This is a genomic window from Type-D symbiont of Plautia stali, from assembly GCF_001485335.1.
Classification (GTDB): domain Bacteria; phylum Pseudomonadota; class Gammaproteobacteria; order Enterobacterales; family Enterobacteriaceae; genus Pantoea; species Pantoea vagans_C.
The window spans coordinates 1-25,991 of the sequence record NZ_BBOC01000072.1 but is presented as its reverse complement, the minus strand read 5'-3'; the positions used below and the strand labels follow the sequence as shown (position 1 = coordinate 25,991).

Below are 25,991 nucleotides of genomic sequence, written 5' to 3'. Positions count from 1 at the left end.
TCGGCACCGGTCCGTTAAGGCAGACGAGTGAAGTGAAGGTACCGCGTAGCGGCGCGAGGACCGCCAGCCCCGGTGCGGCTCCAGACGGCGTTATCATCAATCGCTTAACTGATATGCATCACAACAATCGCCTTAATTCCTGAACGTCAGAAACAGCAAAGCCGCCCGGAGGCGGCCTTAACGCTGAAGCTTGAAACGAACTTATTTGTACAGTTCTGCTGTCATGTGCACACGGTTGTTGGTGTTAGCTTCGGTGATTTTGTACTGCGCGCCCTGCTGCTGTGCGACTGCGGCAACTTTAGCTTCTGCACCGTCCAGCGTTGAAGATTCAACTGAGATGCTCTGTGCAAAACTTGCAGCAGACATCAGTGAAAGAGCAGCTGCAGCGGCGATGGTCAGTGTTTTAATGGTTTTCATGGTCATATTCCTTTGGTTTGTTGGTGAAGGCTGTGCGCCTTCGATGAAAATATAATAACTCATGCAATCATTTCATGATTAACTATTAGTGCGATCATCATGATCCAGCTAATCATGTTTAAGCATCAGGGCACGTACAGTAGAAATAAACTGTGGCCACTGATGAAAACGCATCGGCGGCATGTGAGCACTGTGTCGTGCACGCAGCGCATTCACAACGGCATTTGCTTGCTGGTCAATGTTTACATCGTTCTGCTTCATGACGCGGCCCTCTCTCGCTGACGCTTTAACACTGAACAGGCCGCCCCGTAAGGCGGCCTGTTCCGGCATTTCCCTATGCAACCATCCGTGACTTATTTGTACAGTTCTGCGGTCATGTGCACGACATTACCGTTGCTCGCTTCAATGATTTTGTATTGCTCATTTTGCTGATGAGCCTGAGCAGCAATTTTCGCTTCTGCTCCATCCAGAGTCAGAGAAGTGGCGGTCACTGTTTGAGCGAAGGTAGCGGCAGACATCAGTGAAAGAGCGGCAACAGCAGCGATTGACATAGCTTTGATAGTTTTCATGGTCATATTCCTTGTTTGATGAGAAGGCTGTGCGCCTTCGATGGAAGTGATAATAACCATGTTTACTATATTAATCTTAACTATTAGTGCGATCATTATGATCGCACTAATAGTTAATTCAGCTATGACAACGCAAGGGATTCAATCACCTGTTGTACTTCGCGTTGATCCTCGCTGGACAGTGCACGCAAAGGGCGCGGTAAATTGTTCTCATCTGCCAAACCGAGAATTGCCGCCGCCGCTGCCATCACGCGGATGCTGCCACCGTGCTGTCGGAACAGCGTCCATAACGGCTCGAGGCGCCGGGACTGGGCTGCCACGGAGACGAAATCCCCGGCCTGTGCCGCTCGCGTTAATGCTAATGCCGTGTTGGGAAATAAACCGCCGCATACCGAATACCACAGATCACATCCAGCCATCAGACCATTGCCCGCAGAGGCATCACCACTGACACCAATGCTAATCTGCGACGGTAATTGTTCACGCAACGTGTTGACCCGCTGCAAAGCGTCACTCATCTGGTCGGGAACACCGGGAATTTTGATGGAAGCAATATGAGGAAGCGCGGCTATCCGTGCGTAAAGCGCATTTGAAAACAGAGTATGGGTGGTGCCGGGATTGTCATACACACAGATTGGCACCGAGACATGTTGTGCCACCTCATGAAACATGCCAAACACTTCGTCATCAGAGAGTTTTTGGTAGGAAACCGCAGGTAATAGTAAGGCGCTAACGCCCGCTTGCTGTGCATCTTCGGCCAGCCGCAATACCTCATCAGTGCTGGTTGCACCGATACTGACCATCACCGGGATGCCATCAGCATGTTCTACAGCCAGTTTCGCCACCTGCTGGCGCTGCGCTCGGGTCAAATAGGCGTAGCTGCCGGTTGAACCCAACACGCCAAGTGAATCGACTTTCGCCGCCGTTAATCGTGCAAGCAGCCTGAGAAAAGCATTTTCATCAATACCTGAAGCGTTTACCGGGGTCAGCGGGAACGCACTAAGACCTGAAAACATAGCCAGCTCCTGTTAGATAGCGTAAAGACGCATCTTAACAATCGCTGGCTATTTGTCATAGGACAAAAACTTAGCGTTTGATCTTTCTTCTCAAACGCAACCAGAGAAGCCCCAGTACCACAACAATTCCCGCAGCCGCCATGCCTACACGTGAGATCAACATCAACGGCGAAGCGTCTCCACCTGCACGCAATGATTTGACCCGATCTTCACTGATGTCCACCTGACGATGCCCAATATCGTGCATCACATAGTTGGTGACGGCAGCGATTTGGTGATCGTTAAGTTCACCGGCAAAGCCGATCATCCCTTGACCATGCTCCGGCCAGACGCCCTGCAACACCGCCATGGCGACGTTATCCGCATTGGGCTTGTTTAGCACCGGATGATTCTGCAGCGCGGGCAAACCATTCAGTCCCTGACCCGTCAGGTTATGGCAGGATGCACAGTTGTTGCGATAAATCTGTGCGCCCTCGCTCAACACTGCCTGTGGTGTATCGTCACCTTCTACTGGCGTCCAGCGTTTTACCGGGGCCGATTCTGCTGTTGCAGAGTCTTGTGGCAGCAAATAGCTGGCGATGGCCTGACGGTCTTCTGACGTCATGCGCGAGAAGCTTTTGTCGATCGCCTCCAGCATCGGGCCGCCCGCAGTCGCCCCATTGCTGGCATGGCCGGTGGCGAGATACTGCGCCAACATCGCACGCGTCCAGTGTGGTTGGCCCTGTAAAGTGGCCGCCGTGATATCCGGCGCAAACCAGGTGCCAAGAGATGCACCCTGTAAGTTTTGATCCTGCTGTTCCGCCATCAGGATATTACGCGGCGTGTGGCAAGTACTGCAGTGGGTTAATCCCTGCACCAGATAGGCGCCACGGTTCCACTCATCAGACTGTTTAGCATCGGGCTGGAATGGCTTGGTATCGAGGAACAACAGGTTCCATGCCGCCATGCTAAAGCGCAAATTGAAGGGGAATGGCAGCGCCGTGGCTTCCGGTTTCACATCAACTGGCTGCACGCCCTGCATAAAGTAAGCATATAAGGCGGCGACATCTTCATCCGTCAACTTTGCGTAGGCGGTGTAAGGCATCGCAGGATAAAGCTGGCTACCGTCACCCCGTACACCCTTGCGCAAAGCATCAGCAAACTGCTGCTCGCTGTAGTTGCCGATACCCGCCGTTTTGGATGGCGTGATATTGGTGCTAAAGATGGTACCCAACGGACTGGTAATCGCGTGACCACCGCTGAACGGCGCTTTGCCCGTTTCGGTATGGCACGCGCCGCAGTCACCGGCAATCGCCAGATACTCTCCGCGCTGAATCAACTGCGTGTCCGCAGCCTGTGCCTGCGAAACCGCCAGCGCCAGAGTGCCTGCTGCAAGCAGGGCTTTCAAATGCTTAGCCATGTTGCGTCTCCTGCAGGATTTTGTCCGCGGTACGCAAAGCCAGCGCCATCGCAGTGAGTGTGACGTTACAGGTGCCGACCGTTGGCATCACGCCGGTGCCGACCATGAATAGATTCTGATGGTCGTGGGCACGCCCCCACGCATCGGTGACGCTGGTGGCCGGATCGAGACCCATAGAGAGCGTGCCGGTGATGTGCTGACGGTTAGAGAATTTGCCGCTTTTGCTGTGTTTGATGTTGGTTGCGCCAAGTTTGGCAGCAATCGCGTCATAGCATTCACGCGTCTTCTCAGTGCCTTTAGTGACATAGTCGCTAACATCCCAGTACAAGGATGGCGTTGGCAAGCCCAGCTCATCTTTGTTACTGCTCAAGGTCACGCGGTTGTTCGGGTCGGGCAGCTGTTCCAGCGCATTTTTAATGCTGAGACGACGTGCCGCACGGAAGCGGATCTCATCCTGCAACTTCTTACCGAAGAGTCCCTCTGCCAGCACTTCTTTAGTCACGGAGGCGACCTGAGAGGCGTTGGAGATGTCGATACGGAACGGCGCATGTTCACTGCGGAAATCACCGTCACGGAACTGACCAATCGAGCAAGGACTCACGGGACCGCGACCTGGCCAGATCTCTTCGTCTACGTCAAAGGTCACGCCGATCGCTGGGTGATCACACAGGTTACGCCCGACATTATCGTGTGCGTTGGCAATGCCATTCGGGAATTTATCGCTCACTGACATCAGCAGCAGTTTCGGGGTTTCGATGGCGTTAGCAGCCAGTACAAAGGTTTCTGCCGTCACGCGATGGCTCACTTTGTTCCAGTCATAGTAATTCGCGGCCACGATATTGCCCTTAGCGTCGTGCTCCAGCTGATACACCACCGCTTCAGTGATCACCTTCACACCGCTGTTTTCTGCCTGCTGCGCCGCAATGCCGCCGTGATACTGCGCATCAATCGGACATACCGGCATACAGTTGTTGTTACCACAACAGGCCGGACGTCCGTCATAGCTGTGGCTGTTGCGCCCGGTGCTGTCATCCAACACGGTAAAATCCGGTGCCAGACGTGCCGTAACGCGTTGTTGCAGCCACGAAGCCGGTACACGCTCCATCGGGTATGGTTTACTGCGTGGCGAGCCGTTATCCGGTGAACCGCCGACCCCGGCGATCACCTCGGCCTGATAGTAATACTCTTCTAAATCGTCATAACGCATCGGCCAGTCTTTGCCGACGCCATACTGACTATGTTGACGGAAATCGTTGGGAACAAAACGCCACAACTGCGCCGCCCAGTGCCAGCTGGTGCCGCCAAACATACGGATGTACTGTGCCGCAAAAGGATGTGGGCCAGCCTGATGCAGATAATCATTCGGTTCTGGCGTGTAACGCGGATGCGGCGCTTTAGGCGAGAACGGATATGGCGACATAAAGTCGGATTTAAACGCCGAAGCACGGAAGCGCTCAACCAACTGGTCGCGGCCCACTTTGGGACCGGATTCGAGCAACAGCACAGACTTGCCGGCTTTTGCCAGACGTGTCGCCAGCAGTGAGCCATTGACGCCTGCGCCAATCACCACCACATCGGCGGAATTATTATTTTTCATAAACGACATAACTCTTCAGAATCAGGGCTGTTGTGCCCAGCTACCACACTCGCCGTAGGAGAATCCCGGCGGCACTAATTTGTCATCCACCAGCTTATTGGCCAGCGTATTCACATAGGTGACATACAGCGCGTGATTGCCCTTGCCGACAACGCCGTTGTACCAACCCCCGAGGATCACTTTTGCCAGCTTTTCGCTGTTTGCATCGGCGGGAAACGTCAGGTGATACTGCTGCAGGAGTTCCGGCTGGTTTTGCAGCAGCGTTTTCAGCTGTGCCAGTGCGGTAACAAACCCTTTCTGCGTCTGACTGAGTGCCAAAAGCAGCGCGCCCCCGACGGTAGAATTAAGCGCGGTTTGCTGCGTCAGCAATTGCGACACCTGCATAAAATCGTCCAGCCCAACCACAGTGGTAGATGACTGGGCGGCGTTGAGGCGCGGCAACGGCAAAAGCTGGCCTGCGGCGCTGGCAATGGTGACCAGCCCGACCATCTTCAGCACGCGGCGGCGTGAGTAGTGCGTCATAGTTTCTTCCAGTAAAAACGTCGCCTGCGGTCGCAGGCGACAAAATTTTGGCAATATCTCCAGGGCGGCCTAAAGGCCGCGCCTTACTGCTTTCTGCGGCGCATCAGCCACCACGCCAGCAGCACAATCACCACCAGCACGCCGACGCCCACACCAACCTGTGCCAGCATCACCAACGGTGATGAGGGACCGCCGCGACGGATTTCCGCCACTTGATTAGGTGACACCGTCACTTCGACATTGCCGTAATGATGCAAGATCCAGTTAGACAGTGTGGCAACCTGCTTGTCATTCAGTGCATTTAGCGCATTCGGTTGTGAACCAAACGGCGGCATATAAACATCACCCTGCGCGGTATGACGTTGCACACCGAACAGAATGGTGGCGATCAGGTTTGAAGGGTTGCGCTCTGCGGTAGCACTATTATGGAAAAGGCTGGGATAAAACGCGTCTTTGGTGCCCTCACCGCTGCTGCCGTGGCACGAGGCACAGTTGCCGGAGAACAGCCGAGCACCCTCATCACTGGTCGGTGCATTGAAGGCATCTCCACGGAACGCCACCAGGTTCTGTGCAGCTTTACCCTGCTCGAAGCGCGATGCGCCGCTGGCCGGTGCGTTTTTATCCGTTACGCTGCCCATGTATTCGGCAATGGCGGCCAGGTCTGCGTCAGACAAGTGCTGGAAGCTGTGGGTGATCGCTTCCGCCATGCTACCCGCGGCCTGCGCTTTACCGGCCAGACGGCCGGTTTTCAGATAGGTAATCAGATCCTGTTGAGACCACTGACCGATGCCGCTGACCGCATTAGCGGTGATATTCGGTGCAAACCACGGCCCAACCTGCGCTCCAGTAAAGGCATCGCCCTCTTTCTCCTGCATCAGGAATCCGCGAGGGGTGTGGCAGGTGCTGCAGTGTGCTGCGCCCTCCACCAGATAACGGCCACGGTTCCAGCCTGCAGACTGCCCCATATCTGGCGTAAAGCCCGGTGATTTCAGGAACAGCCCGTTCCAGAACATCATCGAGAAACGCAGGTTGAGCGGGAACGGCAGATGCGTCTCTTCGGTGGTCTTATCCACGGGCTGTACGCCTGACATAAAGTAGGCATACAAAGCGTGAACGTCCTCATCCGTCAGCGTCGCATACGCGGTATAAGGCATCGCGGGATAAAGATTCGCGCCATCCGCACGCACGCCTTTGCGCAGGGCATCAGCAAACTGCTGCTCGCTGTACTGACCAATCCCGGCGATTTTCGATGGCGTAATATTCGTCGCGATGATTTCACCCACCGGTGACTCAATCGCCTTACCGCCGGCAAAAGGTTTGCCATGCTCCGCGGTATGACAAGCCGTACAGTCGGAGGCCACGGCAAGATATTCGCCCTTCTTCACCAGCGCATCATCAGCAGCATGAGCGGCACCGCTTGCCAGTGCCAGAACCAGCGCGATCTGTTTGAGTTTCAACATGATTACGCCTCCTGCGCCTGTTTGACGATGGCATCGGCCGCTTTAAATGCCAGCGCAACCATGGTCAACGTACTGTTACCGCACGCGGTGCTGGCCATCGCCCCACCACCCGGCAGGAACAGATTGCGGTGATCGTGAGCACGGCACTCGTTATCCACCACTGAATTAGCCGGATCGTTACCCATAATGGTGCCGCCCATGATGTGCTTGCTTTGGTTATATTGTTTCGAGAATTTCTTATCGATGGCACCCATCGCCTCGGCGATACGGTCAGCAATCGGTTTGGAGTAGTTTTGATACGAGCGTCGCACGTAGTCACCCACATCGTAGTGAATGGCGGGTTTGGGCAAACCGAGCCAATCCTTTTTATCACTCAGCGTCAGGCGGTTGTTGGCATCCGGCAGGATTTCATGCGCGAGCACAATATCCGCGGTGCAGGCTGTCATGCGGCGAATTTCTTCGTCCAGGGCTTTACCCACCAGCCCTTTCTCCAGCGCGCCAAATGTCACGAAGCGGTTACGGGCAAAGTTGTTAAAGCGGAAGTAAGCCCCAGCGTGCTCAGAGCGGAAATCACCCTGCGAGGTTTCCATGATGCCGCTGTTGACCACCGGCCCGACGCCCGCCCAGTAAGGCTCATCCAACGTCACCGTCATGGTGATCTGGGGATGGTCCATCATGTTGCGACCAACCTGATCAGAGCTGTTGGCAACGCCGTTCGGGTTACGCGAATCTGCTGACATCAACAGCAGTTTCGGCGTTTCCAGCCCGTTGCAGGCGATGATGAACAGCTTGCCGCTGACGCGATGCGTTTGCTTGTGCTGATCATAGTAATGCACCGCTTCGATGTGGTTGCTGGTGTTGGTTTCAATACGCCACACCACTGCGTTATCAAGGATAGTGGCACCTTTGGCTTCAAGGCGGGATAGCGCAGTGGCACCATCATATTTCGCACCAACCGGGCAAACCGGTACACAGTTGTTATTGGCGCAACAGGCGGGACGATCGTCGTAAGACATGCCGCTGTTACGCGCCTGTGCCGTCGGGATGTTGTGCAGCCCCAACTTTTCACGCACCACCTCAGTAAAGCGGGCTTCACCCGGACCAAAGGGCAGCGCCGGCATCGGGTAAGGTTTCGAGCGCAGCGGCGGCCATTGCAGTGCCGGATCGTCCGGTCCGCAGATGCCTAGCTTGTATTCGGCGCGCGCGTAGTAAGGTTCCAGCGTCTCGTAATCAAACGCCCAGTCACGACCCACGCCGTAACGCGTGTGCAGTTGCATATCGGCGGGTGTTAAGCGCCAGCAGGTGCCCGCCCAGTGCCAGGTTGATCCCCCGGCATATCGCACATAGCTCTGGGCATAGGAGTCTTCACCGCTGAGTTGCAGATACCCCTTCCCTGCGCCCGCAGGTTCAGGATGCGGTGCCCAATCGCGTGATGGGTAACACTCAATGGGATTGCCTTTGGCTGCCAGCGGCAAGTTACGATAATTTTCAACGATTTCGGCACGCGATACGCGCGGACCGGCTTCCAGCATCAATACCGGAATACCGGCATCAAGCAGTTGCTCAGCGATCACCACACCGACCACGCCGGTGCCAACGATCACCACAGGTGACTGAGAAGGAGCTGCCATGTTTTGTCTTCTTTTTTCGGTGGTCAGAATTGCGGTACGGGAAGGACCGGTGTGTTAGCACGCTGCCAGTTATTCGGCCCACTGATGCCGTAAGACGGGATCGTGATGGTATCCAGCGTGGTGTGCCAGGTCAGCGCTTGCTCGAAGGCAAACGCCTTGGCTGAACGTTTCGGTTCAAGGCAGCCGGTGTACCAGCCAAAGATGATTTTGTGCGCCAGATCCTGCAATGCGCCCTGCGGAATCGCTGGAAAGAAATCTTCAACAATCTGCGCATTGTTTGCTTTGGCAATCGCCAACAGATGATTGAGATTTGCCATTAACTCCGGGTGATCGAGTTCCAGCAACGCCAGCATGCGCTGCCCGACCGCATCATCGAGTTTATGGTTGACCAAAAGACGAGATATCTGCATGAAAGGAATGAAATTTTTCGACGAGTCTGCAAACGCCATACGCGGAAGCGCCGAGGTGACCAGGCCGCCAGCCACAATCACAACGCCGGAGAGTAGCACTCTGCGACGCGACAACTGGACCTCGCCGAAAGGCAGGTCTTGCAACTTATTCATGGTGTATCCCTGGTTGGTGACACGGCTCAAAAACCTCCGCATAGCGAAGGTAAAAAAATCTAATTGTTTGAAATAACGTAAAAACATCCGCTAGTTAACAATCACATAACGCAACGTTAATCAGATGCCTTAGAACGACACGGACTTTTAATATAATAAATGGATCTTAAACAAAATCCATACGTAATGATGTTTTCAAATCAAAAATGAGTGAATTTTGGCAAGGGATGTGGTTCGAGAATCAAATCAGGTGATGGGCATCACATTGAGACGAAGCAGCCTAAGGTTGCCTTTTCATGCAAGTGCGAATCATCACGCACTACCCGGAAACCGCTGAGGATTGTAGTAGGGTCGCCATTTATGGCGACCAATAAGCGCGTAACAGCAAGCAAAAGGGCAGCTTTCGCCGCCCTTTCATACCTGTTACTTCAACGCAATACGTGCGATGCCGTCAGCGCCTTTAGTCGAAGAGTCTTTATTAAACTCCGCTTTCAGGGTCACATACAGGGTGTTGTTGTCTGGACCAATCAGCAGGCTGTTAGGATTCTGATCAAACGACCAGCTGTTTTTCACCGCGTAAGTGGTGGCATCCAACTGCAGTACTTTCTTCGATTCACGCTGGCTGATGTAGATCTCGTTGCGCTTCGCGTTAAATTTGATGCCCAGCGAGTCACCTTCGATACGTTTGATCACTTTGCCGGTGCGCTCGTCAAATACCAGCGTCGCTTTTCCTTTGGAATCGTCAGTGACGAACAGACGACCAGTGGCAGGATCTTCTGCCATGTTCAGGAACAGATACTCTTTACCGTCATCAGCAGTCCAACGCTTCTCGATTTTATGGGTGCGTGGATTAATCACCAGGATCTCACCTGAACCGTTGGCGGCATAAATGCGCTCTGTGACCGGGGAATAGATCAGGCCGGTAACCCATTTACCGGCATTCTTGATCTCGGTCTTCAGCTTAAAGGTTTTGGTATCAACCACCGAGATGTAACCTGGATCGGCAACGCGGCCAACGTACAATTCATTGCCGTGCCACAGCACTTCACGTGCGCCCGCCGGATAACCTTCTTTACTGATTTTGCCTGGGAACACCAGACGTGCCAGCACTTTGCCACTCTGAGCATCAATCTTAGAGATTGCGCCATCCAATGAGTTAGTGGTGTAGAACACACTGCCTTCTTCGTCGATTGCCGTACCGAAGTTTTTCAGATCGGTGTGGGTTTCGCCTTTGGTCGCCAGAGTTGCTGGGTCCAGACGATAGATGACACCGCCATTCACATCCTTAAAGCTCTGCGCGCTGGCGACAAACAGCCCTTTTGAGGCCTGAGAATAAGCCATTTCATACAGGCCATCGCCCAGGATGCGCTGCGTCAGGGCGGTATCAACCGGTTTAGCGGTTTCGGCAACAGGGGCTTCGGCTTTTTTAGCAGGCGCCTGACAAGCAGTCAGACTAAATGCAGCGGCGATCGCCATGGCAACAGCGGCTTTGCGCGGACTAAACAACGATTTCATGCAGAACTCCATCAATGGATGAACGGCTCCGACCGTATCTAACGAGCGGAAAATATAAGAAGAATGAGAATCATACGCATTAAGATGAAGGAAGCAAATATTCACGTGGATTTCTCTGCTCTCCCGCTATCAAACAGAAAAAATGTCCAGTGCATCTGCCGCGACATTTACTGCAAAGTTCCTGTTTATTCTCGCAACAAAAATGAAAACGCCAGCAACTAACGGGTTATAAACTCATCTATCATACTGTTTTAGCTGTAATTTACACATTATTACACTTCAAGTTGAATCCTTGCGAGATTCTATAAAGCAAATGATTATCATTGGCGTTCGTAAACAGGAATACGTCGCACCTGCCCCCTTTTCTCTAAGGGGATATTCAGGCGCAAACATAACAACCGAAGCCTGATGGCTTCACATAACAATCATTGACCACGGAAATAATTATGTCTTCGAAAGGCAGGGATTCAGGCATCCGAAAAACGTTTAGCGTGTCGCTTTTGGCGATGGCAGTACATGCCCTTCTCAATCCAGCCATAGTACAGGCGGCTGATAACGCGCAGCAGGATTTGGTGGTTAACGCCACCACCAGCGACAACAGCGGAGATAATGAGAAGCAGGATTATGCGGTGAAAACCACGCGTGCTGGCACCAAGTTGTTGCTAACGCCGCGCGATGTGCCGCAATCGGTCAGCGTGGTGACTCAGCAGCGTATGCAGGACCAGCAGTTACAAACTGTCACCGATGTTTTGAATAACACCACCGGCATCACCAGTAACCTGGTCGACTCAGAACGTTCAGAATATTATTCACGCGGTTTTAAAATCACCAACTTCACCTTTGACGGCATCCCCACGTCGGTGGGTGACAGCTGGAACTACGGTGATGCCGCCTCGGATACCGCGATTTACGATCGTATCGAAGTGGTACGTGGTGCGACCGGACTGATGACTGGTGCGGGCAGCCCATCGGCGTCGGTGAATATGGTGCGTAAGCACGCCGACAGCAAAGACTTCACCGGTAACGTCAGCGCCAGTTACGGCAGTTGGGATAAACAGAGATATGTTGCCGACATCGCAGGCCCGCTGAACAGTGACGGCTCGCTGCGCGGACGCGTTGTCACGGGTTATCAGGACCAGGACAGTTGGTTAGATCGTTACCATAAGAACAAGAAGTTCCTGTATGGCGTCGTCGATGCCGACCTTACCGATCACACTACACTTTCACTGGGTTATGACTACGAGAAAGCCGACACGCGTGATCCTACCTGGGGCGGCTTACCGGTGTTCTATAGCAACGGGTCACTGACGCATTATAACCGCAGCCTCAACTCCGCCGCCGACTGGACGTATTACCACACTGAAGTGCAGAAGTTGTATGCCGACCTGGTGCATAACTTCGACAATGGCTGGAGCATTCATGTTAACGGCACGCATGCGAAAAATACCTTCAGCGATAAACTGCACAATATCTACAGCGCCTTCCCGGATGAAACCACGGGTGAAGGGGTGACCGGTTACGGCAGCCTCGATCGCGGTAAACGTGAACAAACTTCCGTTGATGGCTATGCCAGCGGTCCGTTTGAGCTGTTTGGTCGTCAACATCAGTTGATGGCAGGCGTGAGCTACAGCCGTCAGCATAACCAAACTTACAGTCAGGATGGCGTCACCGATCTGGACGAATACGACATTACCTCAGCCGATATGGGCGCCTTCAATAACAACTGGACCGGCAATATAGCTGAACCGCAGTGGCAAGGCTGGTATCTCAATGCCAATGACGTGATCCGTCAGAAATCCGCCTACACCGCCGCGCGCTTCTCGCTGGCTGATCCACTGTCACTGATTATTGGGGCGCGCTACACCGAGTGGAGCACCAACGGCAGCAGTGGCAATATGACCAAGAACAATACGACACCGTATGCCGGTTTGGTGTATGACATCAACGATACCTGGTCAGCCTATGCCAGCTACACCTCGATCTTCCAGCCCCAGACTTACCGCGACGCCTCAGGTCATTACCTGTCGCCAGTTACCGGCAAAAGTTACGAAACGGGCCTGAAATCAGCGTGGTTTGATGGTCGCCTGACGGCCACCGTGGCGGTGTTCCGCATTCAGCAAGAGAATGTCGGCACGGCCCTTGACGGTGTCTATGTCAATAACAGTAGCGAGCAGGCGTACTACGCCACCAAAGGCGCGCGCAGCAAGGGGGCGGAATTTGAGCTGAACGGGGCGTTGACCGATAACCTGCAGTTGACCTTCGGTGCCACCCGTTATGTAGCACGCGACAGTGACGGGCGCTATAACCCGGATCAGCCGCAGACCGACTTCAAGCTGTTTACGCGCTACCAGGTGCCGATGTTGCCAGACCTGACCATTGGCGGCGGCATCAACTGGCAGAACCGTACCTTTGAAGATGTCAGCGCACCAGATGGCAGCACACAGCGTGTTTATCAGGGCAGCTATCCGCTGGCGAACCTGTTTGCACGTTATCAGGTCACCAAACAAGTTGCGGCGCAGGCTAACGTCGATAACTTATTCGACCGCGAGTACTACACCTATATGAACAACTATGTTTACGGTGAACCGCGGAACTTCTCGGTGAGTGTCTCTTATCAGTTTTAATTGAAAAATCCCCGGTGCTAAGCCGGGGATTTTTGATATCAGACCTTGTTTTTATAATTAAAACTGATCTGCGAATTCTGCTCACGCGGTAAACGCCGCGCTTCTAAATAAACCGATTTCCAGTACGGATTATTCAGGGATGATCGCATCACGCCCTGACTAACCGAAGCGTGGAGGAATTGATGATCGGTGTCATAAAAGCCGACATGTAACTCATGTTTGATACGAAAGAACACTAAATCACCGGGTTGCAGGTGTGACTGATCAACCGGCTGACCCATGGCGATTAATTCTTTGGTGGTGACACGATCCATCGGAATATTGAAACGATCTTTTAACGTGCGCCAGACAAATCCCGAGCAATCCACCCCTGTTAATTGCGTTCCGCCCCACTGGTATTTGGTGCCTTCCCATGAGTGCATCTGATCGTGCAATGCGGCTATCACGGGGATTAAATCAGGTTGCTTGCCACCATCGGCTGACGTGTCGACGCTTTCATCCGCAGGAGAATGAGATGATTTGGATGAACATCCCGCCAGGGTAAATAAGAACAGGCAGGCGATAATCTTACTGGCCGCAGAGTTGATCATGAGATGACGTTTTCGCTGAGGGAGACAGTGGTTAGAGACTTATACCGCAAAAAAGTTGCAGAAATAAATAGCTCGACGCTGAATTCTTTTAATCTCCCTCTTTTTTACCTAAGTTGACGAAACGGTAACATCATGTATTTGAGATAAAAATTATATATTATTTCGCCAGTTTTCGCTTTGGAGGTTATTAATTCGCCCAACTCTGCTGCTATTTCATTCCACCACCGGCGTAGGCACGCTGATGGTGGAATAGTTCATGCTGGTTTATTGTCTGGCTTTACTGCGCAACGGTGACTCTGGCAGGAACAACGACAGGATAAATGCCAGCGCCATCACGCCAGCCGCCATCTGGAATGCAGCATGCACCGATTCGCTAAAGACCTGCAAATACGCGTGCTGCACATCTGGCGGTAAATGATGCACCGCATTGGGGTCCAGTGAGGTGGGCAACACATCGCCTTTCTCCACCAGCGTCGTCAGCCCTGACTTAAGGACGTGGCTGAACATCGCACCAAAAAGTGCTACCCCCATCGAGCCGCCCACGGAGCGGAACAACGTCACCGACGAGGTCGCCACGCCAATGCTGTCGGGTGCCACACTGTTCTGCACCGCCAGGACCAATACTTGCATCACCATGCCCATGCCCATGCCGAGCACAGCGGCGTAAAGATAAATCTGCCACAGCGCTGAATCTAGCGTCAGCGTGGTCATCAACACCATACCAATAGTGGCCAGCAAGGTACCGCCGATCGGGAACAGACGATAGCGCCCGGTGCGACTGATAATTCGGCCACTGATAATCGAGGTCACCAGCAATCCGCCCATCAACGGCAGTAGTTGCAGCCCGGCTTCGGTGGGCGTGGACCCTTTCACCACCTGCAAATAGAGCGGCAGGAATGTCACGCTGCCAAACAGCGACATGCCCACAATAAACGCCATCAGACTAGAAAGAGAAAAACTGCGGTTGCGGAATAACGTCAGTGGGATGATCGGCTCCCACGCGCGGCGCTCTTCGTAGATAAAACCAATCACGCCCACCAAGCCAAACGCCAGGATGCACCACAACTGCGGATCGCTCCACGCGCGCAGCGTACCGCCCTCGCTGGTGAACAAGGTAATACCCACCAGCGCCAGGCTGAGGCAAACGGCACCAGGGTAATCAATTTCGTGCGGTTTGCGTTTGTTATCCGCTTTGAACACCGCATTGATCACCAGCAGCGCAAACAGCCCTAATGGCAAGTTGATGTAGAAGATCCAGCGCCAGGATGCGTGCTGGACGATAAAGCCACCGAGCAACGGACCAATCACCGTTGCGAGGCCAAATACCCCACCAAACAACCCTTGGTATTTACCGCGGTCGGCAGGCGGGATGATATCCGCCACAGCGGCCATGCTGACCACCATCAACCCGCCGCCGCCAAGACCTTGCAGTGCGCGGGTGAAGATCAGCTGCTCCATATTTTGCGCCAACCCACACAGCGCCGATCCGACCAGGAACAGCACCACGGAGATTTGCAGCACAGTTTTGCGGCCAAACAGATCGCCAAATTTGCCATACAACGGCACCACAATGGTTGATGCCAGCATATAAGCGGTGACAATCCATGACAGGCGATCCAGCCCGCCCAGCTCACCGACAATGGTCGGCAACGCGGTAGAGACGATGGTCTGGTCAAGTGCGGAGAGCAACATCACCAGCATCAGCGCACCCATCAGCAAGCGGACAGAAGGTGGACTCTCTTCCCCGCTGCCCGATTGTGGCGCCAGTGTTTCAGGTTTCATATCAGACACCAATTGAAATTAATTAAATACACAATTAATATTGATCGAAGTCTGACATGAAACAAGTGAGCGAGCAAAAATGACCGCACGAAAAGTCCCTGCTGATGAAAAGAGCACCGCGACTAAACCTCGCCGTCCTGGTCGCCCGCGCGGCGGCGCGATCAATGCGCAGCAGCGTGAACATCTGCTGGATATCACGCTGGCACTCTATGCTGAAAACGGCATTGGGGAGACGTCATTGAACGCGATTGCCCGTAAGGCTGGCGTCAGCCCAGCGATGCTCAATTACTATTTTCAGTCACGTGAGTCATTGCTGGATGTGGTGGTAGAGGAGCGTTTCTTGCCGTTACGTCAACGTCTGGTGGCGCACTTTGGGCCCGATGCACGTGACCCTGTCACCACTTTCAGCGCCTTTATTCGGGAAGTGGCAGACATTATTGCCACTCACAGCTGGTTTGGACCGTTATGGATGCAGGAAGTAACACAAGGCCAGGGCGGATTGGGCCAGCATATCAAATCGCGCTTTGGTCATGCCGAGCGCGACAGAGTGAAAGGTTTGATTGAAGGCTGGCAGCAGCAGGGTCTGCTCAATCCCGACCTTGAACCGCAGCTGTTGATGACCTCGATCCTCAGTATGGTGCTAGTGCCCTTCTCACGCTTTGCCAATGAACCGGGCTATAACCCGGACCTGATTGTGCAACATACGTTAAGTCTGTTCTGTCACGGTATTGGCCCCCTCAAAGCGAGCCAATGACCGCAACCTGGCAGGCTAGCCATACACCACATGATTGCTCTCGCTGGCCCACTGCGCCAGTACGCGATCGCCCGGTGCAAAACTCATCGGTTCCGCTTCGCCCTGCGTCTGCTTCCAGGCCATCAAGGTGTCACCGTTTGGCAACCGCAGGTTGTAGTGCAGCATAAAGCCGCGATACACCACCTGCGTGACTTCCGCCGCCGTGGCGTTGCAGGTGGCGGCATCCAGCGGGCGATTCAGCGGTGATAAACGCACCGCCTCAGGCCGCACGGTCACCGTGGCTTGACCTTGTAACTCCCCTTCCACCAGCAAACGGACGCCGCCCTCGGTCTGCAACTCGCTGCGTCCACCGCTGTGCTGAATAACCTGAGCCGAGAGAAAATTCGACGCACCGATAAAGCCTGCGACAAATGCCGTGGCCGGTTTTTGATAGATTTGCGTGGCGCTCGCCACCTGCTCCAGTTTTCCGCCCTGCATCACCGCAATTTGATCCGCCATCGTCAGCGCTTCATCCTGATCGTGCGTCACCATAATGGTTGTCAGGCCAAGACGCTGTTGCAACTGGCGGATCTCCAGTTGCATACTCTCACGTAGACTTTTATCCAGCGCCCCCAATGGCTCATCCAGCAGTAGCATATCGGGTTCGATCACCAGTGCTCGCGCTAAAGAGACACGTTGCTGCTGACCACCGGAAAGCTGCGCCGGCAGACGGTCGCTATAGCTTTTCAGCTGCACCATATCCAGCGCTTTGTTGACGCGGTCGCTGTATTCACTGCGCGACTGCCCGCGCATTTTCAGGCCAAAGGCGACGTTCTCCGCCACGGTCATGTGCGGGAACAACGCATAGTTCTGGAACAGCAGGCCAATATTACGGCGATGCACGGCGGTTTCCAGCACCGAACGACCGCCCACCAGAATATCTCCTGAGGTCGGTGTCACCAGGCCCGCCACCATGCGCAGGCAGGTGGTTTTGCCACAGCCACTGGGGCCCAGCAACGCCAGGATCTCCCCGGCGTGCACGGTCAACGAGACATCTTCCACCGCGACGGTTTTACCGTAATGCTTGCTGAGATGATCAAGGCGCACTTCATAAGATCGCTGCATCGTGACCTCAGGCGTTAAAAGTTTGGTTGTAGCGCTCCAACAACTCAGCGCGACGCGGAATAATGTAAGTCCAGTCCGGCGTAAACAGATTCAGCTGCTGCATTTTCTCTTCCGGATAGGCGAGATATTTCAGTGTCGCCTCATCAAAATTGATGCCCCGCACCGTAGGTGCGCTGAGCGTGACTTCGGCCAGCATCTTCTGCACATCGACATCCAGCAGGCGGTTAATCCACGCCAGCCCCAGTTCTCGCTGTGGCGCGCCTTTGACTAATGCCAGACCGTTGATGCCGGTGAAAGCCCCTTCTTTTGGGAAGGTCATGTCCAGCGGAATGCCTTTCTTGGTATGGGGATAGATGGCTTTGGAATACTCAATTCCGCCGACCATCGCCTGGCCCTGCGCCACCATCATCACCTGCGCTTCGCCGTCATACACGGTCATGACGTTATTTTTCAGTTCGGCAAGTTTGTCCCAGCCTTTATCGATCTCATACTGCGCTTCCTGCAACGGTTTGCCGGTAGCCAGCGCTGCGGCGACAATCAACATCAGAATGCTTTGAGTATTTTTTGGCGTGTTGAGAATCATTTGATGCGCATACTTCGGCGTAAAGATTTCGTTGTAGCTCTCAATCGGTTTACTGACTTGGGGATTGATAAACAAGCCCGCCATGGAGACCGAGAAACCGACACCATAGCGATCGCTTAACAGATAACGGTCGAACACATTTTTCAGGTTCGGAATACCTTCTGCGGGCAGTGCTTCAATTAAATTCTCCGCTTTGGCCTGTGGCACGCCGATATCATCCATCGACATCACGCTGAACACCGGTTTGGCTTTGGTCGCCCGCAGCGCCGCGATGTTGGCCAGCGTCGCTCCCTCCGTGGTCAGCACCTTACAGTTGTGCTCTTTCTCGAAGTCCGGCAGCACTTTCTGTTTGATCAACGCACCTTGCGCCGAGTTGTAGACGCCCACCTGCAAAACACGATCCGCAGCATTGGCTTTGACCTGGATATAAGGCAGCAACGCAGCGCCTGCCACCGCTTTAATAAAGGTACGGCGTTTCATAGCAGTCATAGAACATCCTCTGGTGTGAAGTTATGCGGCCATCGCACGGCGCAGGCCCACTAATTTTTCCAGTACCACCACCACAACGGTGGCGAGCAAAATAATCACCGTCGACATGGTGGCAACAGACGGGTCAAACACGGTGCCGATCTGGCGATACAACACCACAGGCACCGGAGTATTTTCCGAATCAGCCAACCACATCGAGACGGGATAGTTATCGAAAGAGACCATGAAGCAGAAAATGGCACCGGACATCACGCCGGGTACAATTTGCGGCAGAATCACCTGCCGGAAGGTGGCCCAGCGCGTCGCACCCAGGGTGCGAGCCGCCTCTTCAAGGCTGGGATTGACCAGTTCAAGGCTGGTGATCACCGTGCGCACCACATAAGGCGAGGTCACCACGGTGTGGGCCAGCAGCAGATTGAGTTTGGCGTTGCTCCAGCCGTAACCGGTAAAGAGTTGCAGTAGGGCGAGGCCGGTGATCAACACCGGGAAGATCAGCGGTGAAAGCAGCAGACCTTTGCACAGATCGGCAAACGGCAGATTGCCGCGTACCAGCGCAAACGCCGCCGGGATCCCCAGCAACAGCGACAGCAACGTGGTACCTAGTGAGAGCAGCGTGCTGAACAGCAGTGCGCCGGTAAATTCACTGTTGCCCAGCACTTTGCTGTACCACTCCAGCGTAAAACCGGTCGGAGGGAAACTGACAAAGTATCCCTCTGAAAAGGAGATCACGATAATCAGCACAATCGGAGCCAGAATGAACACCATCATGGCGGCGGCGAAAGCATAAAGTGCTGCCCCACCCCAACCCTGTAAACGCGCATTCATTTCGCGGCTCCCGGCAGACGGCGTCCGCTCAGCAGTTTCATGGATAGCGTGTTCACCGCGATGACAATGAACACTAAAATGGCGGCGATGGTGGCTCCAAATGGCCAGTCATACACCGCGACAATCTGCTGTTCCGCCAGGTTGCCCAGCATTTGCGCACGCGGTCCGCCAATCAGCGCCGGGATAACGTATGAACCGGCCGCCAGTGAGAACACCAACGTCATACCCGCCACCAGTCCCGGCAGGCTGAGCGGAAAAATGATGCGAAAGAACACCTGCCATGGCGGTGCGCCCAGAGTCCGGGCGGCAAACGGCAGATTGGGATCAATTTTCCCCAGAGCCGAAGCCAGCGGCAGCACCATCATCGGAAAGAAAATCTGTAACGATGCGATGATCACCGCCCACTCGGTAAACATCAGTGCATTGGGTCGGTCGATAATACCGAGATGCAGCAGTACATAGTTGAGCAAGCCCGTTGGACCGTTATTAAGAATCAGCTGCCAGCCATAAGCACGCACCACCACACTGACCGCCAGCGGCGCGATAATCACCAATGTCAGCACGCGCGCCACCAGCGCATGACCGCGCACCAACACGGTGGCGACGGGATAGGCCAACACAGCGGCAATCAATGAGGTGATCACACTAATGCGCAGCGTGTTCCATAATACATCGCTATATAACGCCACCGAGAAGAAGTGCCAGTAATGGCTGAATGTCCAGGGCGCACCAATATTCCCGTCAGCTGATTGCGTCATTAAACTGAATAACATCAATTTTACGGCTGGAGCAAAAAAGAAAAAGAGCTGAAATGCCAGCAGCGGAATAATCAACATGGCGGGTGATTGCCAGCGCCAGGTTGATTTCGCCCTGGGTATCGGCGTGGGAATGGCTGTCATCGAAATTCCTCCAGACCAAATTTTGCAAAACGTCACATCACAGACATGACGACATCAGAGAAAACTATGTAGAGTAAGAAATTTCGCGTTGAGATATAAGAAAATTAAATGACGCGTTTAAAATTATAATTATTCCGGTCACAAAACGTTAATATGATTATTTACAGCACACCCAATACATTTTCACGATGCGTCTATCTCCTCCGGTTATGAACATTATTAAAGGTGAATACAGTAATCAGATTGCGATATGTCATCCCAACAATCCGTTATTTGCTCTGTATTAAGGATCACCACTACGCTTATCATTTCCCTCACATCACGAGATGGTTAAAATGTTAAGTCCAACTTCACGAGTGATTATGGTTTCAGGTGCCTCGCGCGGGCTAGGTTTGGCCATTACCGAGCGGTTATTAGCGGCAGGATTTACGGTCAGTGCTGGTGTCCGCCGCCCCGAGACATTGGCTAAAAGCACAAATCTTTCTGTACATCATTACGACGCGACCCAAGTGGGGTCAGGTGAAGCCTGGGTTGCCGAGACGGTATCTGGTTATGGTCGTATTGATGGATTAATTAACTGTGCCGGCATCAACCCGCGCGTGCGCGTATTGGATCAGGGTGAGCAAGCGCTGGATGACATGTGGCAGATCAATGTCAAAGGGCCGCTGCGCTTGAGCCGCGCTGCGCTGCCCTATCTCCAGCAAGCAGGTAATGGTCGAGTCATCAATGTCGCCTCACTTGCCGGGCGGCGCGTAGGCAGCAATGTGGGCTATGCCATGACCAAATTCGCCGTCGTGGCATTGACGCATGGTATACGGCAAGAGTGTTGGGCGGAGGGGGTTCGCGCCACTGCGCTCTGCCCCGGTTATATCGCTACAGACATGACGCAGGGCGAAACGGAAATTACCCGAGAAGAGATGACCCAACCCGAAGATTTAGCCGAGATGGTGGAGTTGCTGCTGCGCTTGCCGAATAACCTTTCCGTTGCCGAATTGCTGATTAACTGCCGTAAAGAGGCAATGTTATAGCTGAATGTATTACGGGGCGGCGTGATGGCTACAGGGATCAGTTAATCGCCATTTAGTCGCCATAAATGACGACCCTTCGACCATCGAGCGCGGTTTTCGTAGGGTGCGCATTCATGTGCACCGAGACACTCGCCTCTTATCTCGCAGGCTGTGCCAGACTCTGTGTCAGTTCAATCAGCAGTTCCCTCACTGCGGCTGCCGGTTCTGACAAGGGCGTACGGTCTGACACGCACAATGACAGCGTCTGACTGATCTCTGGGCCACTAATGGAACGGATCACCACATCCCGCGATTCAGACTGAATCCGCTCCGCTATCGCTTTCGGCATAATGGTGCAGCCCAAACCGGCATCCACCGCGCGGGCAATACTCTTCACCGCCTCCAACTCCCCGACGATATTGAGGCTTTGATGATGCAGACTAAAAGCCTCATCAATCGCGCGGCGAACAAAGTTATAGGACGGGGGCAACAACATCGGGAGCGCACTGAGTTGGGTCACCTGCAGCGGCCCGCCGTCATCATCGAAATCAAAATCTGCGTGCGCGACGAAGTAAAACGTCTCCTCCATCAGCGGTTCATAGTGCAATCCTTTTACCCCACCGCAACCGTGTAGCAGTGCCATCTCCAGCCGCCCATTGGCCACCAGTTCGCTATAGGCTTGCCCCACGCTCTCCACCAAGTGCAGCAAAATACCGGGATGCCTCACCCGCATTTCACTCAGTAGCGCCATCGGTAGTGTTGAAGCCGCACTAAAGGGTGCCAACCCCACCGACACCCTCCCTGACAAGCGCTGGCCCGCACTCAGTACATCCACCTCGGCCTGCGCGAACTGGCGCAGCATGGCATGCGCATGCCCATAAAGCACTTTACCTGCTTCAGTAGGCACGACACCTTGCTGGCTGCGAATCAGCAATTGCCGTTTAAAGTGCTCCTCCAGCGCCACCAGTTGCTGGCTCAACGCCGGTTGTGCAATGTGTAAGGCATCTGCCGCTCGCGTGATGCTGCCCATATCGACAATGGTAATGAAAGACTTCAGACGTCGGATATTCATATTTCCCGCCACAATCATCCTGCCGACACTCAATTTGCCGCAGGCTATCACGACTATATCGAGATTGTTTACTTCTCTATAAGAAGGAATGCTTTTAACCAGATAGGGGTTTTATATGGATTAACTTGTATTATTAGCGCGCAAAGAAATAAGCAAATGGTATCCAGCCAAAACAAAATTATCTTATGGGGGAATGAACTATTCGCTCTATGGTGATTCGCACATTTCGTTAACGCGATGATTCACTGTCAGCGCAGAGATAAAATAATTAACTGCTCTACCTGACGCAAATTTCTCGACCAGTATTACCCATGATGTGTGCGCTTCATCCGCTGGCTGGCTGCCAGGGCTTGTTTCAGCCGGAGCATTATTGTGCATTCGACAAACTTAACGGCCAGCGGAATCTTTTCCTGATTCCTTCCATCGCGCGTGAAATAGAACGCGGTGTTTATACCAACAAGATGATAAATGCTATAACGAGGATAAATGATGAAGCTTTGTTTAAAAATGTGTGTCGCCAGCGCGCTGTTTGCTTCTACGTTCAGCCATGCTGCCGAAATTTACAATAAAGATGGGAATAAGCTGGATCTGTACGGCAAGGTACAGGGCGAGAATTATATTTCGAGTAATGATAGCCTCGGTGGCGATCAGTCCTATATGCGTTTTGGTTTTAAAGGCCAGACCCAAATCAACGACCTGCTGACAGGCTACGGTCAGTGGGAATATCAAGCGCAGCTCAATAACAGCGAAGGCAGTGATGCGCAGAGCGGGAACAAAACCCGCCTGGGTTTTGCTGGGGTGAAAGTCGGCCAATATGGCAGCTTCGATTACGGTCGTAACTACGGCCTGGTGTATGACGCCATCGCGTATACAGACGTACTGCCAGAATTTGGTGGCGCAACGGGCACTGCGGATGGCTTCTTGCGCGGGCGCTCTACCGGTGTTGCCACCTATCGTAACCGTGATTTCTTTGGATTAGTGGATGGTCTGAGCTTTGGTTTGCAGTATCAGGGCAAAAACGATCGTGATGCCATCAGCAAAGCCAACGGCGACGGTTGGGCAACCTCACTGGGTTATGCCACTGACTTTGGTGTGAGCGTCGTCGGCGGTTACGCTAATCTGGACCGTACTAACGCACAGAATGCCGATGGCGTTTATGGACGTGGTGCACGTGGCGAGAGCTGGGCAGTGGGCGCGAAATATGATGATAACCAGTGGTACTTTGGTACCTTCTATGGCCAGACCCGTAACGCCTACGCGATCAGCAACAGCCTGACCGGTGAAAGTGGCTTCGCCAATAAAACCGAAAGTTTTGAAGCCACACTGCAATACCAGTTCCTGAACGGCATCCGCCCTTCTATTGCCTGGGTGCAAACCAAAGCCAAGGATGTGGAAGGTGTGGGTAATGAAGATCTGCTGAAGTTCCTTGAGCCTGGATTGACCTACTACTTCAACAAAAACATGAAAACCTTCGTCGTGTATAAGATCAACCTGCTCGACGATAACAACAAGCTCGGTTTACCGAACGATGACCAGGTCGCACTGGGACTGGTGTATCAGTTCTGATATCAAAGAGGCCAGCTTTGCTGGCCTTTTTATAGGTTTTTAGCCGATTATTTGTTGAATAATTTACTCAACGGAAAGCTGAACCTTTTTGCCCATTGCTGTAACCATGCCAACCAGCGAATCAATGGTGAACTTCTCAGTTTTTTGGTTCACGACGTCCGAAACTCTCGGTCTCGATACATGCATAATCTTTGCGGCCTCAATCTGCTTGTAGCCACTCACAGAAATCCATTCAGCAATTGCGGCCATGAGCTGCTTTTTTAGCTCATCTGCCCGATTAATCTCTTCGCGAGATTGTGCCAACAGGGTGTCCGCTTCAGCTGATTCAAACCCAAGATCTGCAAAAATGTTTCCGCCCGCTTTAGTCACGTGCCGAGACTGGGTATCGATTTTATCATTCATATCAGTTTACTCCGCTCTTCTACTACTGCCTTGTAGCGCTCGACTATGGTGCTTACATCTTTTGGGCTAGTCTGCTGTGTTTTTTTCTGGAAAGCATGTAACACATAAACTGCTTCTGCAAATTTCGCGACATAAACCACACGATATTCACCATCATCGCCCTTAATTTTTATCTCAATGACTCCCGCTCCCCAACGGTTAACTGCTTTGAAGTGAGTAGGATTGTGACCATTTTGGATTTTATGGAGTTCAAAACCCAGATCCTTCTTCACTTCAGTTGGGAACTTCTTTATGTCATCCAGAGAAGTTCCACGCCAGTCCACATCCTTCTCATCCATAATTATGCGCTCCACACGGCTCCATTTGTGTATAAAAAATTATACACACTGAGGGGTGCGCAACAAATACCTTGCAACAAAAAACCCCGCGATTGCGGGGCCAGTCTCAAAATCTTTTTTTCACGGATACAAACCGCGATCCTTTCTGGCCAACAGAATACGCTCACAGGCCAGCGCATAAGCCGCCGTTCTTAACGTCACATCGAGCGCCTCTGCTTTTTGCCACACGGTATCAATGGCGTTCTGCATAATGCTATCCAGCCGCTGATTGATCTCCTCCTCACTCCAGAAGAAGCTGGAAAAGTCCTGCACCCACTCGAAGTAGCTGACGGTGACGCCGCCCGCATTGGCAATCACGTCCGGCACCACCGCAATCCCGCGTTGCTGTAATACATCATCGGCTTCTGGCAGCGTTGGGCCGTTTGCGCCTTCGATGATCAAGCGGCATTGCAACAAACTGGCCCTTTCCGCTGTGATCTGCCCCTCCAACGCGGCCGGTACCAGAATATCGTAGGGCTGCGTCCAGAAGTGTTCATCAGCTATATGGTCGGCACCTGGAAAACCTTTGATACTGCCGTGTGTCTGTTGCCAGGCTTGCAGCGCGGGAATATCCAGTCCCGTTGCCAGATAGAGCGTGGCGCTGTGGTCCTGCACCACCACCACTTTGGCACCTTGTGCATGGAACAACTCGGCACTTACACTGCCTACGTTGCCAAAGCCCTGCACCGCCACGCGACTATGTACCACGTCGATATTCAGCATTTCCGCCGCACGACAGCCGGTAACAAACACACCGCGCCCGGTGGCTTTCACACGCCCAAGCGAACCACCCAAATGCACGGGCTTACCCGTCACCACGCCAGTGGTGGTGGCCCCGACATTCATTGACCAGGTGTCCATCATCCAGGCCATCACCTGGGCATTGGTACCGACGTCAGGCGCGGGAATATCCTGCTGTGGACCGATCATATTGCCAATTTCACTGGTGTAACGCCGCGTTACTTTAACCTGAGAATAAGCGTATAGCGCGATTTACGATCTACCAGAGTGGCAATATGCGAATTTTTTGTGCCTGAGACTAAATCTCCCTCCCAGTGTCCAACAGAGCGCCTGTTATCAATATGCCGCGAGCGCTCATGGATTGGCGTGCCATTCACGATATTGATTGTTCCTCTTTCCCCTTTGCGGGTGTGGCGTCGCCCATGCCTCAGGCTGTGCGAACGGCGCAGATGTTGAATATTCAGGTGGTGCAGAGCTTCACGACAAC

At 53.3% G+C, this 25,991-nt stretch carries 23 protein-coding genes and 2 pseudogenes; 4 read left to right on the top strand and 21 right to left on the bottom strand.

Going from position 1 to position 25,991, the window contains the following annotated elements:
• Positions 1-201: 201 nt before the first annotated feature.
• From PSSD_RS19715 to PSSD_RS19665, 10 genes are all read right to left on the bottom strand, one after another.
• On the bottom strand, positions 202-417 hold the full coding sequence (locus PSSD_RS19715; RefSeq protein WP_034829885.1) for a YdgH/BhsA/McbA-like domain containing protein: 216 nt from the start codon (positions 415-417) through the stop codon (positions 202-204).
• Positions 418-770: 353 nt separating this feature from the next.
• Positions 771-986, bottom strand: coding sequence for a YdgH/BhsA/McbA-like domain containing protein (locus tag PSSD_RS19705; protein WP_039334247.1), 216 nt, complete (start codon positions 984-986; stop codon positions 771-773).
• 122 nt (positions 987-1,108) lie between these two features.
• Positions 1,109-2,002, bottom strand: a complete 894-nt coding sequence (locus PSSD_RS19700; RefSeq protein ID WP_058973406.1) for a dihydrodipicolinate synthase family protein — start codon at positions 2,000-2,002, stop codon at positions 1,109-1,111.
• Between the two features lie 70 nt (positions 2,003-2,072).
• Complete coding sequence (locus tag PSSD_RS19695; protein ID WP_058973405.1) at positions 2,073-3,401, bottom strand: cytochrome c; 1,329 nt, start codon at positions 3,399-3,401, stop codon at positions 2,073-2,075.
• Positions 3,394-4,998, bottom strand: a complete 1,605-nt coding sequence (locus PSSD_RS19690) for a GMC family oxidoreductase (protein WP_058973409.1) — start codon at positions 4,996-4,998, stop codon at positions 3,394-3,396. Before PSSD_RS19690 ends, PSSD_RS19695 begins: the two co-directional genes overlap by 8 nt.
• 21 nt (positions 4,999-5,019) lie before the next feature.
• On the bottom strand, positions 5,020-5,520 hold the full coding sequence (locus PSSD_RS19685) for a sugar dehydrogenase complex small subunit (RefSeq protein WP_058973404.1): 501 nt from the start codon (positions 5,518-5,520) through the stop codon (positions 5,020-5,022).
• A gap of 83 nt (positions 5,521-5,603) precedes the next feature.
• Positions 5,604-6,980 carry a c-type cytochrome gene (locus PSSD_RS19680; RefSeq protein ID WP_058973403.1) on the bottom strand — a complete coding sequence of 459 codons (1,377 nt, stop codon included), beginning with the start codon at positions 6,978-6,980 and terminating at the stop codon, positions 5,604-5,606.
• A 2-nt stretch (positions 6,981-6,982) separates the two neighbouring features.
• Positions 6,983-8,611 (bottom strand): GMC family oxidoreductase, encoded by a 1,629-nt coding sequence (locus tag PSSD_RS19675; protein ID WP_039336723.1) that lies wholly within the window; start codon positions 8,609-8,611, stop codon positions 6,983-6,985.
• A gap of 23 nt (positions 8,612-8,634) precedes the next feature.
• Positions 8,635-9,174: a sugar dehydrogenase complex small subunit gene (locus PSSD_RS19670; protein WP_058973402.1), complete on the bottom strand. Its 540-nt coding sequence runs from the start codon at positions 9,172-9,174 to the stop codon at positions 8,635-8,637.
• Between the two features lie 423 nt (positions 9,175-9,597).
• Entirely contained in the window at positions 9,598-10,689 is a 1,092-nt protein-coding gene (locus PSSD_RS19665; protein WP_058973401.1) for a YncE family protein, read from the bottom strand.
• 446 nt (positions 10,690-11,135) lie between these two features.
• Between PSSD_RS19665 and fhuE the strand changes: the two genes are divergently transcribed.
• On the top strand, positions 11,136-13,313 hold the full coding sequence (gene fhuE, locus PSSD_RS19660; protein ID WP_058973400.1) for a ferric-rhodotorulic acid/ferric-coprogen receptor FhuE: 2,178 nt from the start codon (positions 11,136-11,138) through the stop codon (positions 13,311-13,313).
• A 38-nt stretch (positions 13,314-13,351) separates the two neighbouring features.
• Here the strand turns inward: fhuE and PSSD_RS19655 are convergent, their stop codons facing one another.
• Both PSSD_RS19655 and PSSD_RS19650 read right to left on the bottom strand, forming a co-directional pair.
• Entirely contained in the window at positions 13,352-13,903 is a 552-nt protein-coding gene (locus tag PSSD_RS19655) for a C40 family peptidase (RefSeq protein ID WP_039336730.1), read from the bottom strand.
• Positions 13,904-14,167: 264 nt separating this feature from the next.
• Positions 14,168-15,685, bottom strand: coding sequence for an MDR family MFS transporter (locus tag PSSD_RS19650; protein WP_058973399.1), 1,518 nt, complete (start codon positions 15,683-15,685; stop codon positions 14,168-14,170).
• Positions 15,686-15,764: 79 nt separating this feature from the next.
• Between PSSD_RS19650 and PSSD_RS19645 the strand changes: the two genes are divergently transcribed.
• Entirely contained in the window at positions 15,765-16,439 is a 675-nt protein-coding gene (locus PSSD_RS19645; protein ID WP_039336734.1) for a TetR/AcrR family transcriptional regulator, read from the top strand.
• Positions 16,440-16,454: 15 nt separating this feature from the next.
• Here PSSD_RS19645 and PSSD_RS19640 read toward each other — a convergent pair whose 3' ends face one another.
• Genes PSSD_RS19640 through PSSD_RS19625 form a run of 4 tightly spaced genes read right to left on the bottom strand, consistent with a single transcriptional unit; the run spans position 16,455 to position 20,339 of the window.
• Positions 16,455-17,543, bottom strand: a complete 1,089-nt coding sequence (locus PSSD_RS19640; protein ID WP_058973398.1) for an ABC transporter ATP-binding protein — start codon at positions 17,541-17,543, stop codon at positions 16,455-16,457.
• Positions 17,544-17,550: 7 nt separating this feature from the next.
• Complete coding sequence (locus PSSD_RS19635) at positions 17,551-18,615, bottom strand: extracellular solute-binding protein (RefSeq protein WP_058973397.1); 1,065 nt, start codon at positions 18,613-18,615, stop codon at positions 17,551-17,553.
• Between the two features lie 21 nt (positions 18,616-18,636).
• Positions 18,637-19,440: an ABC transporter permease gene (locus PSSD_RS19630; protein WP_058973396.1), complete on the bottom strand. Its 804-nt coding sequence runs from the start codon at positions 19,438-19,440 to the stop codon at positions 18,637-18,639.
• On the bottom strand, positions 19,437-20,339 hold the full coding sequence (locus PSSD_RS19625) for an ABC transporter permease (protein WP_039336741.1): 903 nt from the start codon (positions 20,337-20,339) through the stop codon (positions 19,437-19,439). The genes PSSD_RS19630 and PSSD_RS19625 overlap by 4 nt, the downstream gene beginning before the upstream one ends.
• Before the next feature lie 362 nt (positions 20,340-20,701).
• Here PSSD_RS19625 and PSSD_RS19620 point away from each other — a divergent pair, with 362 nt between their 5' ends.
• Positions 20,702-21,367, top strand: a complete 666-nt coding sequence (locus tag PSSD_RS19620) for an SDR family NAD(P)-dependent oxidoreductase (protein ID WP_235589261.1) — start codon at positions 20,702-20,704, stop codon at positions 21,365-21,367.
• Positions 21,368-21,503: 136 nt separating this feature from the next.
• On the opposite strand, the gene nac is transcribed toward PSSD_RS19620, so the two are convergent.
• Positions 21,504-22,418 carry a nitrogen assimilation transcriptional regulator NAC gene (nac, locus tag PSSD_RS19615; RefSeq protein WP_039336755.1) on the bottom strand — a complete coding sequence of 305 codons (915 nt, stop codon included), beginning with the start codon at positions 22,416-22,418 and terminating at the stop codon, positions 21,504-21,506.
• A gap of 486 nt (positions 22,419-22,904) precedes the next feature.
• On the opposite strand from nac, the gene PSSD_RS19610 reads away from it, so the two are divergent.
• Entirely contained in the window at positions 22,905-23,984 is a 1,080-nt protein-coding gene (locus PSSD_RS19610) for a porin (protein ID WP_058973394.1), read from the top strand.
• A gap of 63 nt (positions 23,985-24,047) precedes the next feature.
• On the opposite strand, the gene PSSD_RS19605 is transcribed toward PSSD_RS19610, so the two are convergent.
• The 4 genes and pseudogenes from PSSD_RS19605 to PSSD_RS26730 all read right to left on the bottom strand — a co-directional run.
• The gene (locus PSSD_RS19605; RefSeq protein WP_058973393.1) at positions 24,048-24,386 is read right to left on the bottom strand and encodes a helix-turn-helix domain-containing protein; all 339 of its coding nucleotides are present in this window, start codon (positions 24,384-24,386) and stop codon (positions 24,048-24,050) included.
• Complete coding sequence (locus tag PSSD_RS19600) at positions 24,383-24,724, bottom strand: type II toxin-antitoxin system RelE/ParE family toxin (protein ID WP_058973408.1); 342 nt, start codon at positions 24,722-24,724, stop codon at positions 24,383-24,385. Before PSSD_RS19600 ends, PSSD_RS19605 begins: the two co-directional genes overlap by 4 nt.
• 120 nt (positions 24,725-24,844) lie before the next feature.
• A pseudogene (locus PSSD_RS19595) lies at positions 24,845-25,729 on the bottom strand (Glu/Leu/Phe/Val family dehydrogenase); the annotation flags it as partial.
• Positions 25,726-25,991, bottom strand: a pseudogene (locus tag PSSD_RS26730) (IS30-like element IS30H family transposase); the annotation flags it as partial. The pseudogenes PSSD_RS19595 and PSSD_RS26730, both read right to left, overlap by 4 nt.